The 16,280-nt window shown below is 65.6% G+C and carries 16 protein-coding genes and 1 pseudogene; 12 read left to right on the top strand and 5 right to left on the bottom strand.

The genetic code is table 11. The features are described 5' to 3' along the window. Positions 1–50: 50 nt before the first annotated feature. Positions 51–842 carry an SDR family NAD(P)-dependent oxidoreductase gene (locus M1248_RS22540; protein WP_317149778.1) on the top strand — a complete coding sequence of 264 codons (792 nt, stop codon included), beginning with the start codon at positions 51–53 and terminating at the stop codon, positions 840–842. Here M1248_RS22540 and aspS read toward each other — a convergent pair. Continuing rightward, entirely contained in the window at positions 839–2,617 is a 1,779-nt protein-coding gene (gene aspS, locus M1248_RS22535) for an aspartate--tRNA ligase (RefSeq protein WP_317149777.1), read from the bottom strand. The genes M1248_RS22540 and aspS overlap by 4 nt on opposite strands. A 73-nt stretch (positions 2,618–2,690) precedes the next feature. On the opposite strand from aspS, the gene M1248_RS22530 reads away from it, so the two are divergent. From M1248_RS22530 to M1248_RS22520, 3 genes are read left to right on the top strand one after another with little or no spacing between them, the layout of a single operon-like run. Then, positions 2,691–3,572: an oxidoreductase gene (locus M1248_RS22530; protein WP_317149776.1), complete on the top strand. Its 882-nt coding sequence runs from the start codon at positions 2,691–2,693 to the stop codon at positions 3,570–3,572. After that, positions 3,458–4,030: an SRPBCC family protein gene (locus M1248_RS22525; RefSeq protein ID WP_317149775.1), complete on the top strand. Its 573-nt coding sequence runs from the start codon at positions 3,458–3,460 to the stop codon at positions 4,028–4,030. Before M1248_RS22530 ends, M1248_RS22525 begins: the two co-directional genes overlap by 115 nt. Positions 4,031–4,066: 36 nt before the next feature. Next, the gene (locus M1248_RS22520) at positions 4,067–4,567 is read left to right on the top strand and encodes an SRPBCC family protein (protein ID WP_410506720.1); all 501 of its coding nucleotides are present in this window, start codon (positions 4,067–4,069) and stop codon (positions 4,565–4,567) included. Positions 4,568–4,570: 3 nt separating this feature from the next. Here the strand turns inward: M1248_RS22520 and M1248_RS22515 are convergent, their stop codons facing one another. Both M1248_RS22515 and M1248_RS22510 read right to left on the bottom strand, forming a co-directional pair. After that, positions 4,571–4,816, bottom strand: coding sequence for a hypothetical protein (locus tag M1248_RS22515; protein WP_317149773.1), 246 nt, complete (start codon positions 4,814–4,816; stop codon positions 4,571–4,573). Positions 4,817–5,065: 249 nt separating this feature from the next. Next, positions 5,066–6,580, bottom strand: a complete 1,515-nt coding sequence (locus tag M1248_RS22510) for a carboxylesterase/lipase family protein (RefSeq protein ID WP_317149772.1) — start codon at positions 6,578–6,580, stop codon at positions 5,066–5,068. A 75-nt stretch (positions 6,581–6,655) separates the two neighbouring features. Here M1248_RS22510 and M1248_RS22505 point away from each other — a divergent pair, with 75 nt between their 5' ends. The 4 genes from M1248_RS22505 to M1248_RS22490 are packed head-to-tail and all read left to right on the top strand — an operon-like array spanning position 6,656 to position 9,628. Next, positions 6,656–7,543, top strand: coding sequence for a neutral zinc metallopeptidase (locus tag M1248_RS22505; protein WP_317149771.1), 888 nt, complete (start codon positions 6,656–6,658; stop codon positions 7,541–7,543). Between the two features lie 57 nt (positions 7,544–7,600). Then, on the top strand, positions 7,601–8,278 hold the full coding sequence (locus tag M1248_RS22500; RefSeq protein ID WP_317149770.1) for an MBL fold metallo-hydrolase: 678 nt from the start codon (positions 7,601–7,603) through the stop codon (positions 8,276–8,278). Then, entirely contained in the window at positions 8,278–8,811 is a 534-nt protein-coding gene (locus M1248_RS22495) for a DinB family protein (RefSeq protein ID WP_174262021.1), read from the top strand. The genes M1248_RS22500 and M1248_RS22495 overlap by 1 nt, the downstream gene beginning before the upstream one ends. Then, a complete protein-coding gene (locus M1248_RS22490; RefSeq protein ID WP_317149769.1) occupies positions 8,795–9,628 on the top strand; it encodes a mycofactocin-coupled SDR family oxidoreductase in 834 nt (277 codons plus the stop codon). The genes M1248_RS22495 and M1248_RS22490 overlap by 17 nt, the downstream gene beginning before the upstream one ends. Here M1248_RS22490 and M1248_RS22485 read toward each other — a convergent pair. After that, positions 9,625–10,509: an acyl-CoA thioesterase gene (locus tag M1248_RS22485; RefSeq protein ID WP_317149768.1), complete on the bottom strand. Its 885-nt coding sequence runs from the start codon at positions 10,507–10,509 to the stop codon at positions 9,625–9,627. The two genes, M1248_RS22490 and M1248_RS22485, sit on opposite strands and share 4 nt — an antisense overlap. A 78-nt stretch (positions 10,510–10,587) precedes the next feature. Between M1248_RS22485 and M1248_RS22480 the strand changes: the two genes are divergently transcribed. The 4 genes from M1248_RS22480 to M1248_RS22465 all read left to right on the top strand — a co-directional run bounded on the left by M1248_RS22480 (position 10,588) and on the right by M1248_RS22465 (position 15,054). Further along, on the top strand, positions 10,588–11,253 hold the full coding sequence (locus M1248_RS22480) for a TetR/AcrR family transcriptional regulator (RefSeq protein ID WP_317149767.1): 666 nt from the start codon (positions 10,588–10,590) through the stop codon (positions 11,251–11,253). Positions 11,254–11,364: 111 nt separating this feature from the next. Then, a complete protein-coding gene (locus M1248_RS22475) occupies positions 11,365–12,585 on the top strand; it encodes an amidohydrolase family protein (RefSeq protein ID WP_317149766.1) in 1,221 nt (406 codons plus the stop codon). A 79-nt stretch (positions 12,586–12,664) separates the two neighbouring features. After that, positions 12,665–13,801 carry an acyl-CoA dehydrogenase family protein gene (locus M1248_RS22470; RefSeq protein WP_317149765.1) on the top strand — a complete coding sequence of 379 codons (1,137 nt, stop codon included), beginning with the start codon at positions 12,665–12,667 and terminating at the stop codon, positions 13,799–13,801. Next, positions 13,798–15,054 carry an acyl-CoA dehydrogenase family protein gene (locus M1248_RS22465; RefSeq protein WP_163727090.1) on the top strand — a complete coding sequence of 419 codons (1,257 nt, stop codon included), beginning with the start codon at positions 13,798–13,800 and terminating at the stop codon, positions 15,052–15,054. The genes M1248_RS22470 and M1248_RS22465 overlap by 4 nt, the downstream gene beginning before the upstream one ends. Positions 15,055–15,146: 92 nt before the next feature. Here M1248_RS22465 and M1248_RS22460 read toward each other — a convergent pair. Further along, positions 15,147–16,194, bottom strand: a pseudogene (locus M1248_RS22460) (Rv2578c family radical SAM protein). Between the last annotated feature and the right edge of the window lie 86 nt (positions 16,195–16,280).

Genomic DNA, 16,280 nt, shown 5'->3' with positions numbered 1-16,280 from the left:
ATCACAGCCCGTGTCTGGCCGCATCTATTCCGTGCGCATAATTCTCAGTCATGCGGGTGATCGTCACGGGCGGCAACAGCGGTGTGGGCGCGGCGACGGCGACGGCGCTCGCCGCGCAGGGCCACAGCGTCATGATCGCCTGCCGCAGCGTCGACAAAGCCCAGCGCGTCGCCGCGGAGATGCCCGGCGACGTCGAAGTGGGTTCGCTCGATCTCGCTGACCTCGCCAGCGTGCGGGCGTTCGCCGATTCGGTGGAGACCGTAGATGTGCTGGTGAACAACGCCGGGGTGATGGGCATGCCGTTGACCCGCACCGTCGACGGTTTCGAGGCGCATATGGGCACGAACCATCTCGGGCACTTCGCATTGACGTGTCTGCTGGGCGACCGGATCAAAGACCGCGTGGTGTCGGTCGCGAGTGCCACCTACCTGTTCACCCACCTCGACCTGGCCGACCTCAACTGGCACACCCGCAAGTACTCGAAGTTCGCGGCCTACGGGCAGTCCAAGCTGGCCAACCTGCTTTTCGTGCGCGAGCTCGCCGCGCGCGGGGTACGCGCCTACGCGTCCGATCCGGGTGCGACCGACACCGACATCACCAGGACCATGAGCATGGGCGAGCACCGTGGCATGCGCAAGCTGCTGCACACACCGGTCCAGGGTGCGCGGGCCAGCCTGCAGGCGGTGTCGACGGATCTGCCCAGCGGCACCTATCTGGCGCCGCGGTTCAACCAGTTCGGTCCGCCGAAGGTGACCAAGCCCCGGCCCAAAGCGGTAGATCCCGTGATGGCCCGGCGGCTATGGGAGCTGTCTGCGGAGCTGACGGGCTGCGACTGGCCTTAGCCGGCCTTGGGATTGGCATCCGGTTTGAAGTCGATGCCCGATTCCTTACGCTGCTGCGCGGTGATCGGCGCGGGCGCATCGGTCAACGGATCGACACCACCGCCGGACTTGGGGAACGCGATGACCTCACGGATCGAATCCAACCCGGCGAGCAGCGCGGTGATGCGGTCCCAGCCGAACGCGATGCCGCCGTGCGGCGGGGCGCCAAACGTGAACGCGTCCAACAGGAATCCGAACTTCTCCTGGGCTTCGTCGTGATCGATGCCCATCATGGCGAACACCCGCTCCTGGACGTCGCGACGGTGGATACGGATCGACCCGCCGCCGATCTCGTTCCCGTTGCACACGATGTCGTAGGCATTGGCCAGCGCGGCGCCCGGATCGGTGTCGAACGTGGCCTCCGATTCCGGCTTCGGCGACGTGAACGCGTGGTGCACTGCCGTCCACGCGCCGGACCCGACCGCGACATCGCCTGCGGCACTGGCCTCGTCGGCGGCCTCGAACAGCGGCCAGTCCACCACCCAGGTGAACGCCCAGGCATCCGGGTCGATCATGTCGAGACGCTTGGCGATCTCGATACGGGTCGCCCCGAGCAGCGCACGCGCCGCCTTCGTCGGGCCTGCGGAGAAGAAGATGCAGTCCCCCGGCTTCGCCCCGACATGCGCAGCGAGCCCGTCACGTTCGGCATCGGTGAGGTTCTTGGCGACCGGCCCGCCGAGGGTGCCGTCCTCGGCGACGAGAACGTAGGCCAGCCCTTTGTGCCCGCGTTGCTTGGCGAATTCCTGCCAGCCATCGAGTGTGCGCCGCGGTTGCGAGGCGCCCCCGGGCATGACGACAGCCCCGACATACGGCGCCTGGAACACCCGAAAAGTGGTGTCGGAGAAGTACTCCGTGCACTCGACGAGTTCGACGGCGAATCGAAGGTCGGGTTTGTCGGACCCGAACCGGCGCATCGCGTCCGCGTAGTTGATCCGCGGGAGCGGGGTCGGCAGGTCATAACCGATCAACGCCCACAGCGCCTTGAGAACCTCCTCGGACACCGCGATGACGTCATCGGCGTCGACGAAGCTCATCTCCATGTCGAGCTGGGTGAACTCGGGCTGGCGGTCGGCGCGGAAGTCCTCGTCGCGGTAGCAGCGCGCGATTTGGTAGTAACGCTCCATGCCCGCCACCATGAGCAGCTGCTTGAACAGCTGCGGGCTCTGCGGCAGGGCATAGAAGCTCCCCGGCTGCAGCCGGGCGGGCACCAGGAAGTCCCGCGCCCCTTCGGGCGTGGACCGCGTCATCGTCGGCGTCTCGATCTCGACGAAGTCGTGGCGCGCCAGCACGTCGCGGGCCGCCGCATTCACCTTGGACCGCAAGCGAATCGCGTTGCCCGGGCCTTCGCGGCGCAGATCGAGGTAGCGGTACTTGAGCCGAGCTTCCTCGCCGGCCTGCTCGTCGAGTTGGAAGGGCAGCGGGGCGCTCTCGCCCAGCACCGTCAGCGACGTCGCGTTGATTTCGATGTCACCCGTGGGGATTTCGGGGTTCGCGTTACCTTCTGGGCGGATTTCGACGACGCCTTCGACGGCGATGCAGTACTCCGCGCGCAGCCGGTGCGCATTGGCGAGCACGTCCGCTTCACGAAACACGACCTGCGATACGCCGGACGAATCACGAAGGTCGATGAAGATGACACCGCCGTGGTCGCGGCGGCGCGCGACCCAGCCGGCCAGCGTCACCTGCTGACCGGCGTCGGTGGACCGCAACGAACCAGCGGCATGACTGCGCAGCACGAAAACTCCTCGCAAATGGGTGTGGATCGACTGCACAGTCTAGAGGTGTGTCTCCGCGGGTAATTTGGCCAGCGTGAGGATCGCAGTGATAGGCCCGGGTGCCATCGGCACGACGGTCGCAGCCCTGGTCTACGCCGCTGGTCACGAGGTGGTCGTCTGCGGGCGCACGGCGCGGTCGTCATTGGAGCTGCGCCCCGACGACGGCGACCCGATCGTGGTGCCGCACCCCGTCCATACCGACCCCTCGGAGGTCCAAGGACCGTTCGACGTCGTGCTGCTAGCTGTCAAGGACACCCAGAACGCGCAGGCCGCGGCCTGGCTGGCCCGAGTGTGCGACCAGAACACGGTGGTTTGTGCTCTGCAGAACGGCGTAGAGCAGGTTGAACGCGTCGGAAGGTTCTGCCCCGAGTCGACCGTCGTCCCGTGCGTGGTGTGGTTCTCTGCCGAGATGCAGCCCGACGGCTGGGTGCGGCTACGCACGCCGGTACGACTGGTGCTCCCCGAAACACCTGCCGCGACGAGACTCGCCGACGTGTTGCGCGGTCCCCGGTTGTCGGTCGACACCGATCCCGATTTTGTCACGGCGACCTGGCACAAGCTGCTGGTCAACGCCGTCGCAGGGCTCATGGTCCTGACCGGACGAAAATCGGGGATGTTCCGCCGGGACGACGTTGCTGCCATGGCTCGTGCCTACGTGGCCGAGTGCCTGGCGGTTGCGCGCGCAGAGGGTGCCGGCCTCGGCGACGAGATGGTCGACCAGACGGTGCGGCTCTTCACCGAGGTGCCCGAGGACATGACGACGTCGATCCTGACCGACCGCGAACACGGCAGCCCGCTGGAATGGGACATCCGCAACGGAGTGATCAGCCGCAAGGCCGCCGAGCACGGCCTGGAGACCCCGATCAGCGACGTGCTCGTGCCGCTGCTGGCGGCAGCGAGCGACGGGCCCGGATAATCTCAGCGCGTGTCCGCGCCGCAGACTCCGTAGACCTGCCCATCACCCCCGGCCAACTCTGGCAGGTGCTCGAGGAAGCAGAGGCCTGGCCGCCGTGGTCCTACGTGACCCGTATGACGTGGACGGGTCCCGGACCCTTAGGAGTCGGCTCCACCCGCGCCGTCGAGACGCGCAGTGGAGGGCGTGTCATCGATGAGGTCATCGCGTGGCATCCGCAGATGCACATGGCTTTTCGCGTGAATGCCGTGTCTGTGCCCACCGAAGGCGCATCGGTTGAGGAGTTTCGCATCGAGCCGACTCCGCGAGGGTGCCGGCTGACGTGGACGCTGGCGCACGATCCGAAGCAGGCTTCGTTGGGGGTGAAGCTCATCGCGAGGCCCGTGATGAATGCCAAACACCGCCAATACATGGCCAAGCTGGGCAAGTACACCGAGCAACGGTTCGGCATTTCGATCTAGAACCCGGCTAGACACTGTCCGTTATCGTGTATGGCCATGCACGCCTGTGAGCTGGTTGAGCTGGACTTCATCGACAGCGCGCCGTTTCGGTTCGTCAGCACAGTGGACCTGAAGATCACGCCCGAGCAACTGTTCGAGGTGCTCGCCGACGCGGAGTCGTGGCCCCAATGGGCGACGGCGATCACCAAGGTCACCTGGACAAGCCCCGAACCGCGCGGTATCGGTACGACGCGCACCGTACACATGCGCGGCGGCATCGTCGGTGACGAGGAGTTCCTGGCCTGGGAACCGTTCACCCACATGGCATTTCGATTCAACGAAGCGTCCAGTAGTTCCATCTCGGCGTTCGCCGAGGACTACCGCGTGGTGCCAACGGCCGAAGGCTGCCACCTGACATGGGTGATGGCGATGAAGCCCAAGGGCCTATCAGGTCACATCGGCATGACACTGGGCAAACCGCTTATGGCACGCACGTTCCAGAAGTTCCTGTACAACCTGCGCGATTACTCCGACAAGCGGTTCGCTGTCGCGGGTTAGCCGCTACTTCTTGTTGTTTCCGGCGTCGAAGTCCGTCAACTTCACTTCGGTGACGCTGGCGCCGGCGAAAGTCGCCCGACGGCGCTCCAACTGGTCGTCCCCTTCGGGGCCGCCGTGGGACGCGTCGGCAGTCGGACCCAATGTCGGGGTACCCGGATCCGCCGACGCCACCGCGCTCGCGTTGACGATCGCGGCACCCAGTCCCACGGCCGCCACGAACGCGGCGATCCAATTCGTCGTGGTGTTCATGGCTCAATGGTCGTGCTCAGCGAGGCGCCACGTAATCGCCGCAGAGTCACAGTCTGCTAGTGCAACGGAAGACTTTCCTGTCCCCCAGGAAAGGCCGCGTGCACGAGGCGCCGGGGACGTGGAGATCCATGTGCCTCGCGACGTGACGTTCCCGTCCCTGTATGCCCGGCATCAAGCGCGAGATCCGAGTTGTTGCGGGCTTTTTAGTCCACATTCGTACCGGAACCTGATTTCGCCGGTTGAGCGCGCCTAGGACAGCCCGGCCCACGCTTTCCGGCGCTCCGCATCCGGGTCCTCGGTGACGGTGTCGCGCGCAGTCATGATGATGCGCGTGACGCGGCGCTCGGTGTCGTAGACCGGCCAGTCGTGCCCGTTCGACCACTCGATCTCACCGGTATCCCACCCCTTGGCCGCGAAGTCCAGCCACGCTCGCTGCATCCGCCTGCCGACGGGCGGCTGCATCTGGCGTCCGAGCGGATGCAGTTTGCGCCCGATGAACGACGCGTAGCTGTGCTGGACGTGCACGATCTCGCTGCCGTGAGTGGCGCCCAGCCCCAGCAGCCGCAGGCTCCAGCCGACGTGGTCGAACCGGTACATGTGCGTCGGCGCGACAGCGCTGTAGGCGTCGGCGAACGCCCATGCCGGTCCACCGAACATCACGTCGGAGCCGAACGCGATCAGGGCCCGCCGCCGCGGATAGTCCGGGTAGGCGGCCAGCACCGCATCCTTGGCGTCCGGTGCGACGCGGTCGAGGTAGGCGTCGATCGACGCCGTCGTGGTCGGCAACATCGGCGGTTTCGTCCACGCGAACATCGACGCCTCGTGACTGTTGGTGCCGATGATCAGCGGCATCCGCTCGAGCGCACCATCGCGGCCGGCGTCCACCGGATGCCTCGGCAGCAGGTCCACTCCGTAGGTCAATCCGTACGCGAGGTTCGGTGTGTTGGACGCGCTCTTGAGCTGAAGCACGCCCGCGACCCGGCGCAGCTGGCGCTGCGGCAGCATCTTGACCTCGGCCACATCGACGCCCAACCGCTTGACGAACTCGTGCGCCTGCCGGGCCCGGCTCTCGCGTTCGCCGATCAAGGGCAGCGCCGGACTCTGGGCGATCGCACGGCTGAACAGACCCTTGGACGCGGGACTCGCCAGCAGTGCCAGCACCGACGTCGCACCCGCCGATTCGCCGAAGACGGTCACCCGATCGGGGTCGCCGCCGAACGCGGCGATGTGATCGCGGATCCAGCCCAGCGCCGCCATCTGATCGCGCAATGCGAGATTGTCATCGAATCCGTCTCCGAGGTCGCTGAGCTCGAACCCGCCGAACACTCCGATGCGGTAGGTGATGTTGACGACCACCACATTGCCGTTGGCGGCCAGCCTCGAACCGTTGTAGAGCTGAAACTGCCCCGCGCCGTAGACAAAAGCGCCACCGGGAATCCACACCATCACCGGAAGCGACGCGCTGGTGTCCGGCGACCATACCGTCAGCGTCAGGCAAGCTTCGTCGCGCACCTTCGGATCGTCGCGGCCACCGCCGACGAACGACTTGCTCTGCGGCGGCAACGGACCGTGTTCGAGTGCGTCGAGCAGCCCGGTCCACGGCTGCGCCGGAGCGGGGGCCAGGAATCGTCTGTCCCCCACCGGCTGCACTGCGTACGGTACGCCGCGCCAGACACCGACGCCGCCTTCGGTCGTTCCGCGAATGTCCCCGAGCTCGGTGTGCGCGACCGGCGAAGGCCCCGAATGTCCGAGAACGACTGCCACGCCTGAATCGTAGTGTGCAAAGGTGAATGCAAACCCGTGCGACGGCGTGGACATGGACGCGAATGAGGTAGGGCAATGACGTTCAACGAGGGCATGCAGATCGACACGAGCACCACGTCCACCAGTGGCGGCGGTCGTGGTCCCGGCCGTGGCATCGCCGTCGGCGGCGGAATCGGCGGCCTCCTCATCCTCGTCGTCGCGGTGTTCCTCGGAGTCGATCCCAGTACGGTCGTGCCGCCGCAGCAGTACGACACCGGAGGCGTCGAGACACCCGGCTTCGATCTCAGCCAATGCAAGACCGGCGAGGACGCGAACAACATCGTGCAGTGCCGCGTGGTCGCGACGGGCAACTCGGTGGACGCCGTGTGGCAGCAGTTGCTGCCCGGCTACGAGCGGCCGCGGATGGAAATCTTCACCGATCAGGTCCAGACCGCCTGTGGACCTGCGACCAGCGACGTCGGCCCCTTCTACTGCCCGGGCGATCGAACGGCGTACTTCGATGTCGGCTTCTTCGACGTGTTGCGCGACCAGTTCGGTTCCAGCGGCGGCCCGCTGGCTCAGGAGTATGTGGTCGCTCATGAGTACGGCCACCACGTCCAGAACCTCGAGGGCTCGCTGGTCCGTGCCCAGCAGGATCCGGAGGGCGCCACCGGCGGCGGCGTGCGTACTGAATTACAGGCCGACTGCTATGCGGGCATCTGGGCGCACTACGCGACCATTACCAAGCAAGAAAGCACCGGGGTGCCGTTCTTGGAGCCTTTGAGCGACAAAGACATTGCCGACGCGCTGTCGGCCGCGGCATCGGTTGGTGACGATCGCATCCAGCAGGCCGCCACCGGACGCGTCAACCCCGAGGCGTGGACGCACGGATCCTCCGAACAACGCCAGAAGTGGTTCACCGAGGGATATCGCACCGGCGACATCAACAGCTGTGACACGTATTCCGCCACCGATTTGGGCTAGATTTCGCCGCTAGCTGATCCGGTGCGATCGCCGCGCGCGAGATCTAGCGTCGATCATATGGACACCGTCACCGTCACACCCGAACTCACCATGCTCGTCGTGCGCGGATGGCAGGTCTACGTGTGGCGCGACGGCGATTCGGTCACCCTCATCGACACCGGCGCTCCCGGTTCGGGTGACGAGATCCTGGCAGCAGTGCCGCGGATAGACCGGATCGTGCTGACCCATGGCCACGTCGACCACTGCGGTTCGGCGGCCGAGCTGCAAGACGCCACGGGTGCAACCGTTTTCGCCGGTGCCGGCGACGCCACGGAGATCCGGAACGGTACCGCCATGCCGCCGCCGGTCTTCGAGGACTGGGAAATCCCCATTCACCAACGTGTTTCAGCCGGCCTGCCCGAGGCGGCACCACCGGTACCCGGTCTGCGCGAACTGCACGACGGCGACGTGCTGGACTTCGGTGGCGCCGCGGAGGTCCTGGCCATCCCCGGCCACACCGACGGCAGCATCGCGATCCACCTGCCCAGCCGTGGCGTGTTGTTCACCGGCGACACCATCGCCAACGTCGGGACGGTCATGCTCGGTACGTTCAACCAGGACCGGGCGCAGACCGTCACAGCGTTCAAACGACTGGCGGAACTCGATGTCGAAACGGCCTGCTTCGGCCACGGCGAACCGATCGTCTCGGCCGCCCGCACCCGCATCCGCGACACGGCTGCCACACTGACCGGGTGATGCCCGAGCACGATCCCATCGCGCCCGACACCAAGGACTGGACTTGGGTGTTGTCGCAATCCTGCCCCGAATGCGGCTTTGCCCCGCACGCCGTGCACCACACCGAGGTCGCCGACCGCATCCGCGCCGACGCCGCCGACTGGGTGTCGCGACTGGCCCAGGCCGGCGTCAGGGAGCGGCCGGCACCGACCGTGTGGTCAAAGTTGGAGTACGGCTGCCATATCCGCGACGTGCACCGCATCTTCGATCACCGCGTCCGGTTGATGCTCGGCGAAGACGAACCGCTGTTCCCCAATTGGGATCAAGACGAGACGGCGCGGTCCGACAACTACGGCGCACAGGACCCGGCCACGGTCGCCACCGAGTTGTTCGACGCCGCCGACATCGTCGCCGACACTTACACACGCGTACCGGCCGACGCGTGGTCGCGGCGGGGGCTGCGCAGCAATGGCAGTGAGTTCACGGTTGCATCAATTGCGATCTACCACTTGCACGACATCGTCCATCACGCGCACGATGTCGGGCATGGCTGAAGACACACCGCTGGCGGGCAAGGTCGCCTACGTCACGGGAGCGGCGCGCGGACAAGGACGTTCACACTGCATTCGACTGGCTCGAGCCGGTGCTGACATCGTTGCGATCGATGCCTGCGGGCCGGTCGCCGAGCACAACGGCTATCCCCCGGCGCTACCCGAGGATCTGGCCGAGACGGTGAGCCTGGTCGAGGGCGAGGGGCGCAAGATCCGCGCGGAAGAGGTCGACGTGCGCGACCTCGACGGCCAGCAGCGTGTGGTCGCCGACACGATCGAACAGTTCGGCCGGCTCGACATCGTCGTCGCGAACGCCGGTGTGCTGAATTGGGGCCGACTGTGGGAGATTTCGGCACAACAGTTCCAAGAGGTCGTGGACACCAACCTGACGGGGGTGTGGAACACCATCAAGGCGGTGGTGCCCGCGATGATCGAGGCAGGCAACGGCGGGTCCATCATCAACATCAGCTCGGCGGCCGGCATCAAGGCCGTTCCGGGTTGCGGGCACTACTGCGCGAGCAAGTTCGGCGTTGTTGCACTGACCAACTCGCTCGCGGTGGAGCTGGGCGAGTTCGGGATTCGCGTGAACTCCGTCCATCCCTACGGCACCGACACCCCGATGGGGAACGACGCCTCGATGTGGCAGATGTTCGCCGATCACCAGAACTTCATCCACAGCTTCTCCCCCGGCGCGCTGCCTACGGATTCGCTTGCCGCACCCGACTTGGTGTCCGACATCGTGCTGTGGTTGGCCAGCGACGCGTCGTCGCTCGTGACCGCCGCCCAGATCCCCGCGGACAAGGGCTATCTCAAGGTCTAGAGCCGCGACTGCTTCTTGATACTCGTGTCGGTGGTGCGCAGCGGGCGGATCAAGGCGTCCTGGGCGAACGAGGCGATGAGCTCACCGCTTTCGGTGTGGACGACCCCGCGGACATAAGACATGCCCGCGCCCACCTGGGTGCTCTCGTGCGTGTAGAGCAGCCAGCCGTCCCACGAGAACGGTTCGTGGAAGCTGACCGTGATCGTCATCGGCGCCGTCGATACGGTCAGATGCGCCTGCGCGGTCCCGATGCCTTCGTGTGCGCGCATCGTCGTCGAAATGCCAAGGTGTCCGGTGAAATACGCGATCAGCGCCTTGGCGAGGTCGTCGCGGGCGGGAATCGGATCGTAGTGCAGCCAGGCATACAGCTCGGGTGGTCCGACCTCGTCGGGGCTGTTCACGTCGACGACGTCGACCAGACGTAGTTGGCGTCCGGTCATCGGCATCTCCGACACGTGCGCGTCTTCGGGACCCGTGACGTCGGGCCGCGGCAGGTGGTGGCGGATGACGTCGGGGGTGGGCACGTCGGTCAGCACGGTCGCCGTGATGCACCGCTTGCCGTTCTGCTTGGCGGCGACGATCGCGGTCGCCGTCGACCGGCCTTCGTTGACCACGTCCAGCTCCAGCTCGACCGGACCCGCGCCGACCATGACCGCGCGGGCGAACACCGCCGACACCGATCGCACGGACTTCTCCGGAAAGCGTTTGGCCACAGCGACAATAGCCTGCGCAAGGACCTGCGTACCCTCGACCACCTGGCGGTCGTCCTGGCCTGCCGGGCCCGTCTCGGCGATGAATCTGTTCTCGCCGTCCGGCCGCACGTCGAACAATTCGAGCAGGCTCTCAACGGTCCAGGGTGTCTGCGCCGAGTCTGTGGTCATGGGAGGGAACACTAACCGAGCCGGGGCAAAAGCGGTAACGTCATTACCGACATTCACGCGCACAACCGGGGAGGTGTCATGGCGAAGCGTGGCGGTCGGCCGTCGAGCGGAGGCGCCCGCGCAGCGGCGTCGGACGACGTCGTGGATCTGGACCCGGAATCGCGCCCGAAGCGATTCATGAAGTCGGCGTTGGCAATTCTCGGCGAGACCGGCCGCACGGACTTCACGGTGCTCGAGGTCGTCGAACGGTCCAAGACCTCCCTGCGATCCTTCTATCAGCACTTCTCCACCAAGGACGAGTTGTTGCTGGCACTGGTCGACAAGATCATGTCGGAGTCGACGCGAAAGTGGCGCGAGGACACCGCCGGACTGCCCGCAGCCGACGCTTTGCGAATACTCATTGATCGCATCTGCACGCCCGCGGAGACGACCACGCAGGACAAGGTCAACCGCGGCCTGACGTTCTACAACGACCGGTTGGCCGAGGCGCTGCCAAGCGAGTACGCCCGTGTTCTGTCTCCGGTGCACGAGCTGATCAAGGACATCATCCGGAGCGGCATCGACGAGGGCGCATTCCGTGCCGACATCGACGTCGACGCGACAGCGGCCCTGATCATGCAGTCGGCGCTGGGGGCGATGCGTCTGCGGGTGCTCGGCGCAGAACTCACCGGAGTTCCGGTCGACGCCGACCACATCTACGACTTCTGCCTCAGCAGCCTCGCCGGACGCCGCGACCCCGCCTGACCTGCACCGCAAAGATGTGAAAACGCCTCAACCTGGGGTGGTGTTTTCGCTGGTCCAGACGTGGTAATGTCATTACCATCACAGCCAAGTCAGTCTTAAGGAGGCGCAACTATGACCCGCGAACTCCCCTATCCGGTGTTCGACGCCGACAACCACTTCTACGAGCCCAAAGAAGCCCTGACCCAGTTCCTGCCGGATCACCGCAAGGGCGTCATCGACTACATCGACGTCCGCGGACGCACCAAGATCATGGTGCGCAACGTCGTCAGCGATTACATCCCGAACCCGACGTTCGAGGTGGTCGCGCGTCCCGGCGCCCAGGAGGAGTACTTCCGGCACGGCAGTGGCGGCAAGAGCTTCCGCGAGGTCATGGGTAAGCCGATGAAGTCCATTCCGGCGTTCCGCAACCCCGAAGCCCGCCTCGAGGTGATGGACAGCCTCGGCCTGGACTACTCCCTGATGTTCCCGACGCTGGCCAGCCTGGTCGAGGAGCGACTGAAGGACGATCCGGACCTCATCCTCGACATCGTTCACGCGCTGAACCAGTGGATGTACGAGACCTGGCAGTTCAACTACGAGGACCGCATCTTCTCCACCCCGGTGATCAACCTGGGCAACGTCCATCGCGCACTCGAGGAACTCGACTGGTGCCTGGAGCGCGGTGCAAAGACCGTGTTGGTGCGCCCCGCCCCGGTGCCCGGCTACCGCGGAACCCGCTCGCTGGGTGTCGAGGAGTTCGACCCATTCTGGGACGCCTGTGTCAAGGCCGGCATCCCCGTCTCGATGCACGCCTCGGACAGCGGATACTCCGAGTACCTCAACGACTGGGAGCCCGGCGACGAGTTCAAACCGTTCGCGCCCACCGCGTTCCGGATGGTTGCGATGGGCAAGCGGCCTATCGAGGACACCATGGCGGCGTTGGTGTGCCACGGTGCGCTGACCCGCAACCCGGATCTGCGTGTGCTGTCCATCGAGAACGGCGCCGACTGGGTGCCCTACCTGTTCAAGCAGTTCAAGCAGGTCTACTCGAAGATGCCGCAGGGCTTCCTGGAGGATCCGATCGAGGCGTTCCACCGCTGCGTGTACGTCGCCCCGTTCTGGGAGGACGACTTCGCCCAGATGGCCGACCTGCTGGGCATCGACCGCGTGATCTTCGGTTCCGACTGGCCGCACCCCGAGGGCTTGTCGCAGCCGACGCATCTGGTCGACGATCTCCAGGGACTCGATGCCGAAGGGCAGCGAAAGGTCATGGGTGGCAACATGATCGATCTGTTCAAGGTCCCGAACGAGATCGTCCACAAGCCGGGTGTCCCCGCATTGGAATTCGCCTGATCCCAACGGCATCCATCGTGACGTGCGTGTCGGTGCTCCGGCACGCACGTTCACGCGTCAGCGAAAGTGAGTTCGCGCCGTGACCGACGTCGCAAACCCAGAACGGCTACTCTTCGCCTCGACCACCCAGTCGTTCCTCGAGAAGGGCGCGTCGCTGGGCCGGCTGCGTGAACTCCACGACGCGGGAAAGTCCTTCGAGATGGACTGGTGGCAGCGCGCCGCCGAACTCGGCTGGACCAGCTTGCTGGTGCCCGAAGAACTCGGCGGCGGCAACGTGTCAGGCGACGGCGTCGCCGACCTCGCTCTGGTCGCGGAATTGTCCGGCCGCAGCGTGGCACCGGGTCCGCTGCATCCGGTCAGCATCGTCCTGGCGGGTTTGGCCGAGGCCCCCGAGAACCACGAGCAGACAATCGAATCGCTGATCTCAGGCGAGATCGTCGCCTCGTGGGCGGCCTACGAGCCGGGCAAGCAGTGGCAGCCGCTCGATGCTGCGGTGACCGCGACGCGCACCGACACCGGATATCGCATCGACGGCGCGAAGGACCGCGTCGAGGCGGCCGGCGACAGTACGGTGCTGCTGGTGGTGGCCCGCTGCGACGACGCGGTGCGACAGTTCCTGGTTCCGACCGACGCGGCGGGTGTCACCGTGGCAGCGCAACGGTCGCTCGACATGGTGAAGACCTTTGCCCGAGTGCAATTCGACGGTGTCGAGGTGGATGCCACCGCGGCCGTCGGCTCTGCGGAGCAGACGCCGGCGCTCATCGAGCGGCAGAGCCAGATCGCGGCGATCCTTCAGTGCGCCGAGATCGTCGGCATCCTGGAGACGGTGCTGGACTTCACCATCCAATGGGGATTCGACCGGCATTCGTTCGGCAGGCCGATCGGCTCGTATCAGGCGCTGAAACACAAGTACGCCGACCTGAAGATCTGGTTCGAGTCGTGCCGGGCGACGACGAACGCCGCGGTCGCCGAGGTGGCCGCGCGCTCGGCCGGCGCCGAGATGGCGGTCAGCGTCGCGAAATCCTATGTGGGCGAACATGCTCCGGGCATGCTGCAGGACTGCATTCAGCTGCACGGCGGCATCGGTGTCACCTGGGAGCACGACCTGCATATCTTCCTGCGGCGGGCCACGCTGTACCGCTCGCTGTTCGGCACGCCGGAAGACCACAATCTGCGCGTGTATGCGCTCACCAAGAATCTGGAAAACGCCTCATGACCGACACCGCATCGGCAGCGACTGAAACGACCGAGTCTGTCGAAGAGTTCGCCACGCGTGCCCGCACCTGGTTGGCGGAGAACATGCCGCCCATCGACCCGGCCAACCCGCCCGAGCACGACAGGGGCGAAGAGGCACCCTGGCACCGCGCCCGGGAGTTGCAGAAGAAGCTGTACGAGGGCGGGTTCGCCGGCATCTGCTTCCCCCGCGAATACGGCGGCCTCGGGCTACCGATTGCCTACCAGAAGGCGTTCAACAACGAGTCGCGCTGTTACGAGCTTCCGGTCATCCTGAACACCCCGACGTTCACGATATGCGCCGCGACCATCCTGGACACTGGATCAGAAGAGCAGAAGCAGCAACACATCTCGGCCGCGCTGCGGGGCGACGAGGTGCTCGTGCAGCTGCTGTCGGAGCCTAGCGGCGGGTCCGATCTGGCCGGCGTCATCACCCGCGCCGACCGTAAAGGCGACAAATGGGTGATCAACGGCGCCAAGACCTGGAGCACCAGTGCGTTCGCCGCGGACTATGGGCTGATGCTCGCGCGCACCGACTGGGATGTGCCCAAGCACGAAGGCCTGACGATGTTCCTGGTGCCCATCAACAGCCCGGGGATCACACTGCGGCGCATCAAGCAGGTCAACGGGTCGGTCGAGTTCTGTGAGGAGTTCTTCGACAACCTCGAGCTCGGTGACGATGCCGTCGTCGGAGAAGTCAATGGCGGCTGGCACGTGGCGTCCCGGCAGCTGTACCACGAGCGCCGGGCGGTCGGAGGCGGCTCTGAGTTCGCGAGTGGCATTGGCGCCGAAGGCAAGTCGGATGTTCCGATCGATTACGTCGCGCTGCTGGAAGCGACCGGGCAGGCCGACAGTGAGCGAGCGCAGGAAATGGCGGGTCGCGCGCTGGTGCACCGCGCGGTACGCGAGCAGCTGATCGATCACGTGTATCACGGCGTTCTCGACGGCTCGCTGCCGCCGGCCGCGGGTTCGATCATCCGGGTGACCCACGCCGAGGTACATCACCTGGAGTTCGACACTGTGCTGTCGCTGACCGGCAGTTCGGGCGTCGTGGATGTCGGTGACGACATGATCCGCTACGGCGAACGCTATCTGTCGCGGCAGGCGGCGGCGCTCGGCGGCGGTACCACCGAGATCGCCCGCAACATCATCGGTGAACGCGTCCTGGGCTTTCCGCGTGAGCATGCCGCAGACCGAGGCGTGCCGTTCAATCAGGTCAAGCGGAACAAGGGCTAGGCAATATCGCCGAGACTGCTAGGAGATCGCAAATCCCGCTCAAATCGCGATCTGTCAGGGCCCACGCGAAGCCGGGGACAGTTTCGACGGAGCTAGAACAGCGTCGGCTGCAGGACTTCCGCGCAATCGACGGCGGGTGCCGCCGAGGCTCGGAACGAGCGGCGGTCGGGTGCCAGACCATGCTTGGCGATCAGCGGTGTCACCCTGTCGTGCAGCGTTTTCCTGTAGTCCGACGGCAAATACGCTCCGCGCTTGTACAACTCGCGATACTTCGACACCAGCTTCGGGATGCGACCGCGCCAGCCACGCCATGAACCACCCACGCGTTGAACCCCGCAGATGCAGACCGAAGGCCGTCACCCCCGTCGCTCCCGCTTCTGCGATCTGAGCCAAGAGCGCATCCAGATGGTCCGCCGAATCCGTCAGGTGGGGAAGAACCGGCGCCACCATCACATGGCAGTCCAGGCCCGCTTCGCGGACCGCGGAGATGAGCCCGAGACGGGCTTGCGGTGACGGCGTCCCCGGCTCGACATCCTTGTGCAGTTGGGGATCGCCGACGGCCAGTGAGATCGCGACGCTGACGTCGACGCGTCGCGCTGCCTCTGCGATCAACGGTAAGTCTCGGCGCAACAGCGTGCCCTTGGTCAGGATCGAAAATGGCGTTCCGGAATCGGTCAGCGCGCCAATGATTCCCGGCATCAATGCATAGCGACCCTCGGCACGCTGATATGGGTCGGTGTTGGTGCCGAGTGCAACTGTCTCTCGTTGCCACGAACGTCGCGACAGCTCACGCCGCAGGACGTCGGCGACGTTGGTCTTCACGACGACCTGCGAGTCGAAATCAGCGCCGGAGTCGAAGTCCAGATACTCGTGCGTGGGCCGTGCGAAACAGTAGCGGCAGGCGTGCGAACAACCGCGATAGCCGTTGACCGTGTAATTGAAAGGGAGCATCGACGGAGCCGGGCGGCCGGAGACATTGGGCCGGGCGTTGGGCACCTTGTTCAACGCGGATTTACAGAGGATTTCGTGAAACGTCATGCCCTCGAACTGAGGCGAACGCACGCTCCGGACAAATCCGATCCGCTGCAGGCCGGGCAATGCACCGTCGTCGACGCTGACGCCCTGACCATCCCACCGCACCGGTCTATTCGAACCTATGTTCGATGCGATGTCAAGGTAACTACCGCGTTGACTCATCAGAAATGCGCGCGAAACGGTGATTCGTT

This window comes from Mycobacterium sp. 29Ha (assembly GCF_032883055.1).
Classification (GTDB): Bacteria; Actinomycetota; Actinomycetes; order Mycobacteriales; family Mycobacteriaceae; genus Mycobacterium; species Mycobacterium gallinarum.
The sequence above is the reverse complement of the archived record's forward strand: the minus strand, read 5'-3'. Positions and strand labels throughout refer to the sequence as shown.

Coding starts and splice junctions, on each gene's coding strand:
- M1248_RS22540 (WP_317149778.1), top strand. CDS start 51: ATGCGGGTGATCGTCACGGGCGGCAACAGCGGTGTGGGCGCGGCGACG.
- M1248_RS22525 (WP_317149775.1), top strand. CDS start 3,458: ATGGGACATCCGCAACGGAGTGATCAGCCGCAAGGCCGCCGAGCACGG.
- M1248_RS22520 (WP_410506720.1), top strand. CDS start 4,067: ATGCACGCCTGTGAGCTGGTTGAGCTGGACTTCATCGACAGCGCGCCG.
- M1248_RS22515 (WP_317149773.1), bottom strand. CDS start 4,816: ATGAACACCACGACGAATTGGATCGCCGCGTTCGTGGCGGCCGTGGGA.
- M1248_RS22505 (WP_317149771.1), top strand. CDS start 6,656: ATGACGTTCAACGAGGGCATGCAGATCGACACGAGCACCACGTCCACC.
- M1248_RS22500 (WP_317149770.1), top strand. CDS start 7,601: ATGGACACCGTCACCGTCACACCCGAACTCACCATGCTCGTCGTGCGC.
- M1248_RS22495 (WP_174262021.1), top strand. CDS start 8,278: ATGCCCGAGCACGATCCCATCGCGCCCGACACCAAGGACTGGACTTGG.
- M1248_RS22490 (WP_317149769.1), top strand. CDS start 8,795: ATGTCGGGCATGGCTGAAGACACACCGCTGGCGGGCAAGGTCGCCTAC.
- M1248_RS22485 (WP_317149768.1), bottom strand. CDS start 10,509: ATGACCACAGACTCGGCGCAGACACCCTGGACCGTTGAGAGCCTGCTC.
- M1248_RS22480 (WP_317149767.1), top strand. CDS start 10,588: ATGGCGAAGCGTGGCGGTCGGCCGTCGAGCGGAGGCGCCCGCGCAGCG.
- M1248_RS22475 (WP_317149766.1), top strand. CDS start 11,365: ATGACCCGCGAACTCCCCTATCCGGTGTTCGACGCCGACAACCACTTC.
- M1248_RS22465 (WP_163727090.1), top strand. CDS start 13,798: ATGACCGACACCGCATCGGCAGCGACTGAAACGACCGAGTCTGTCGAA.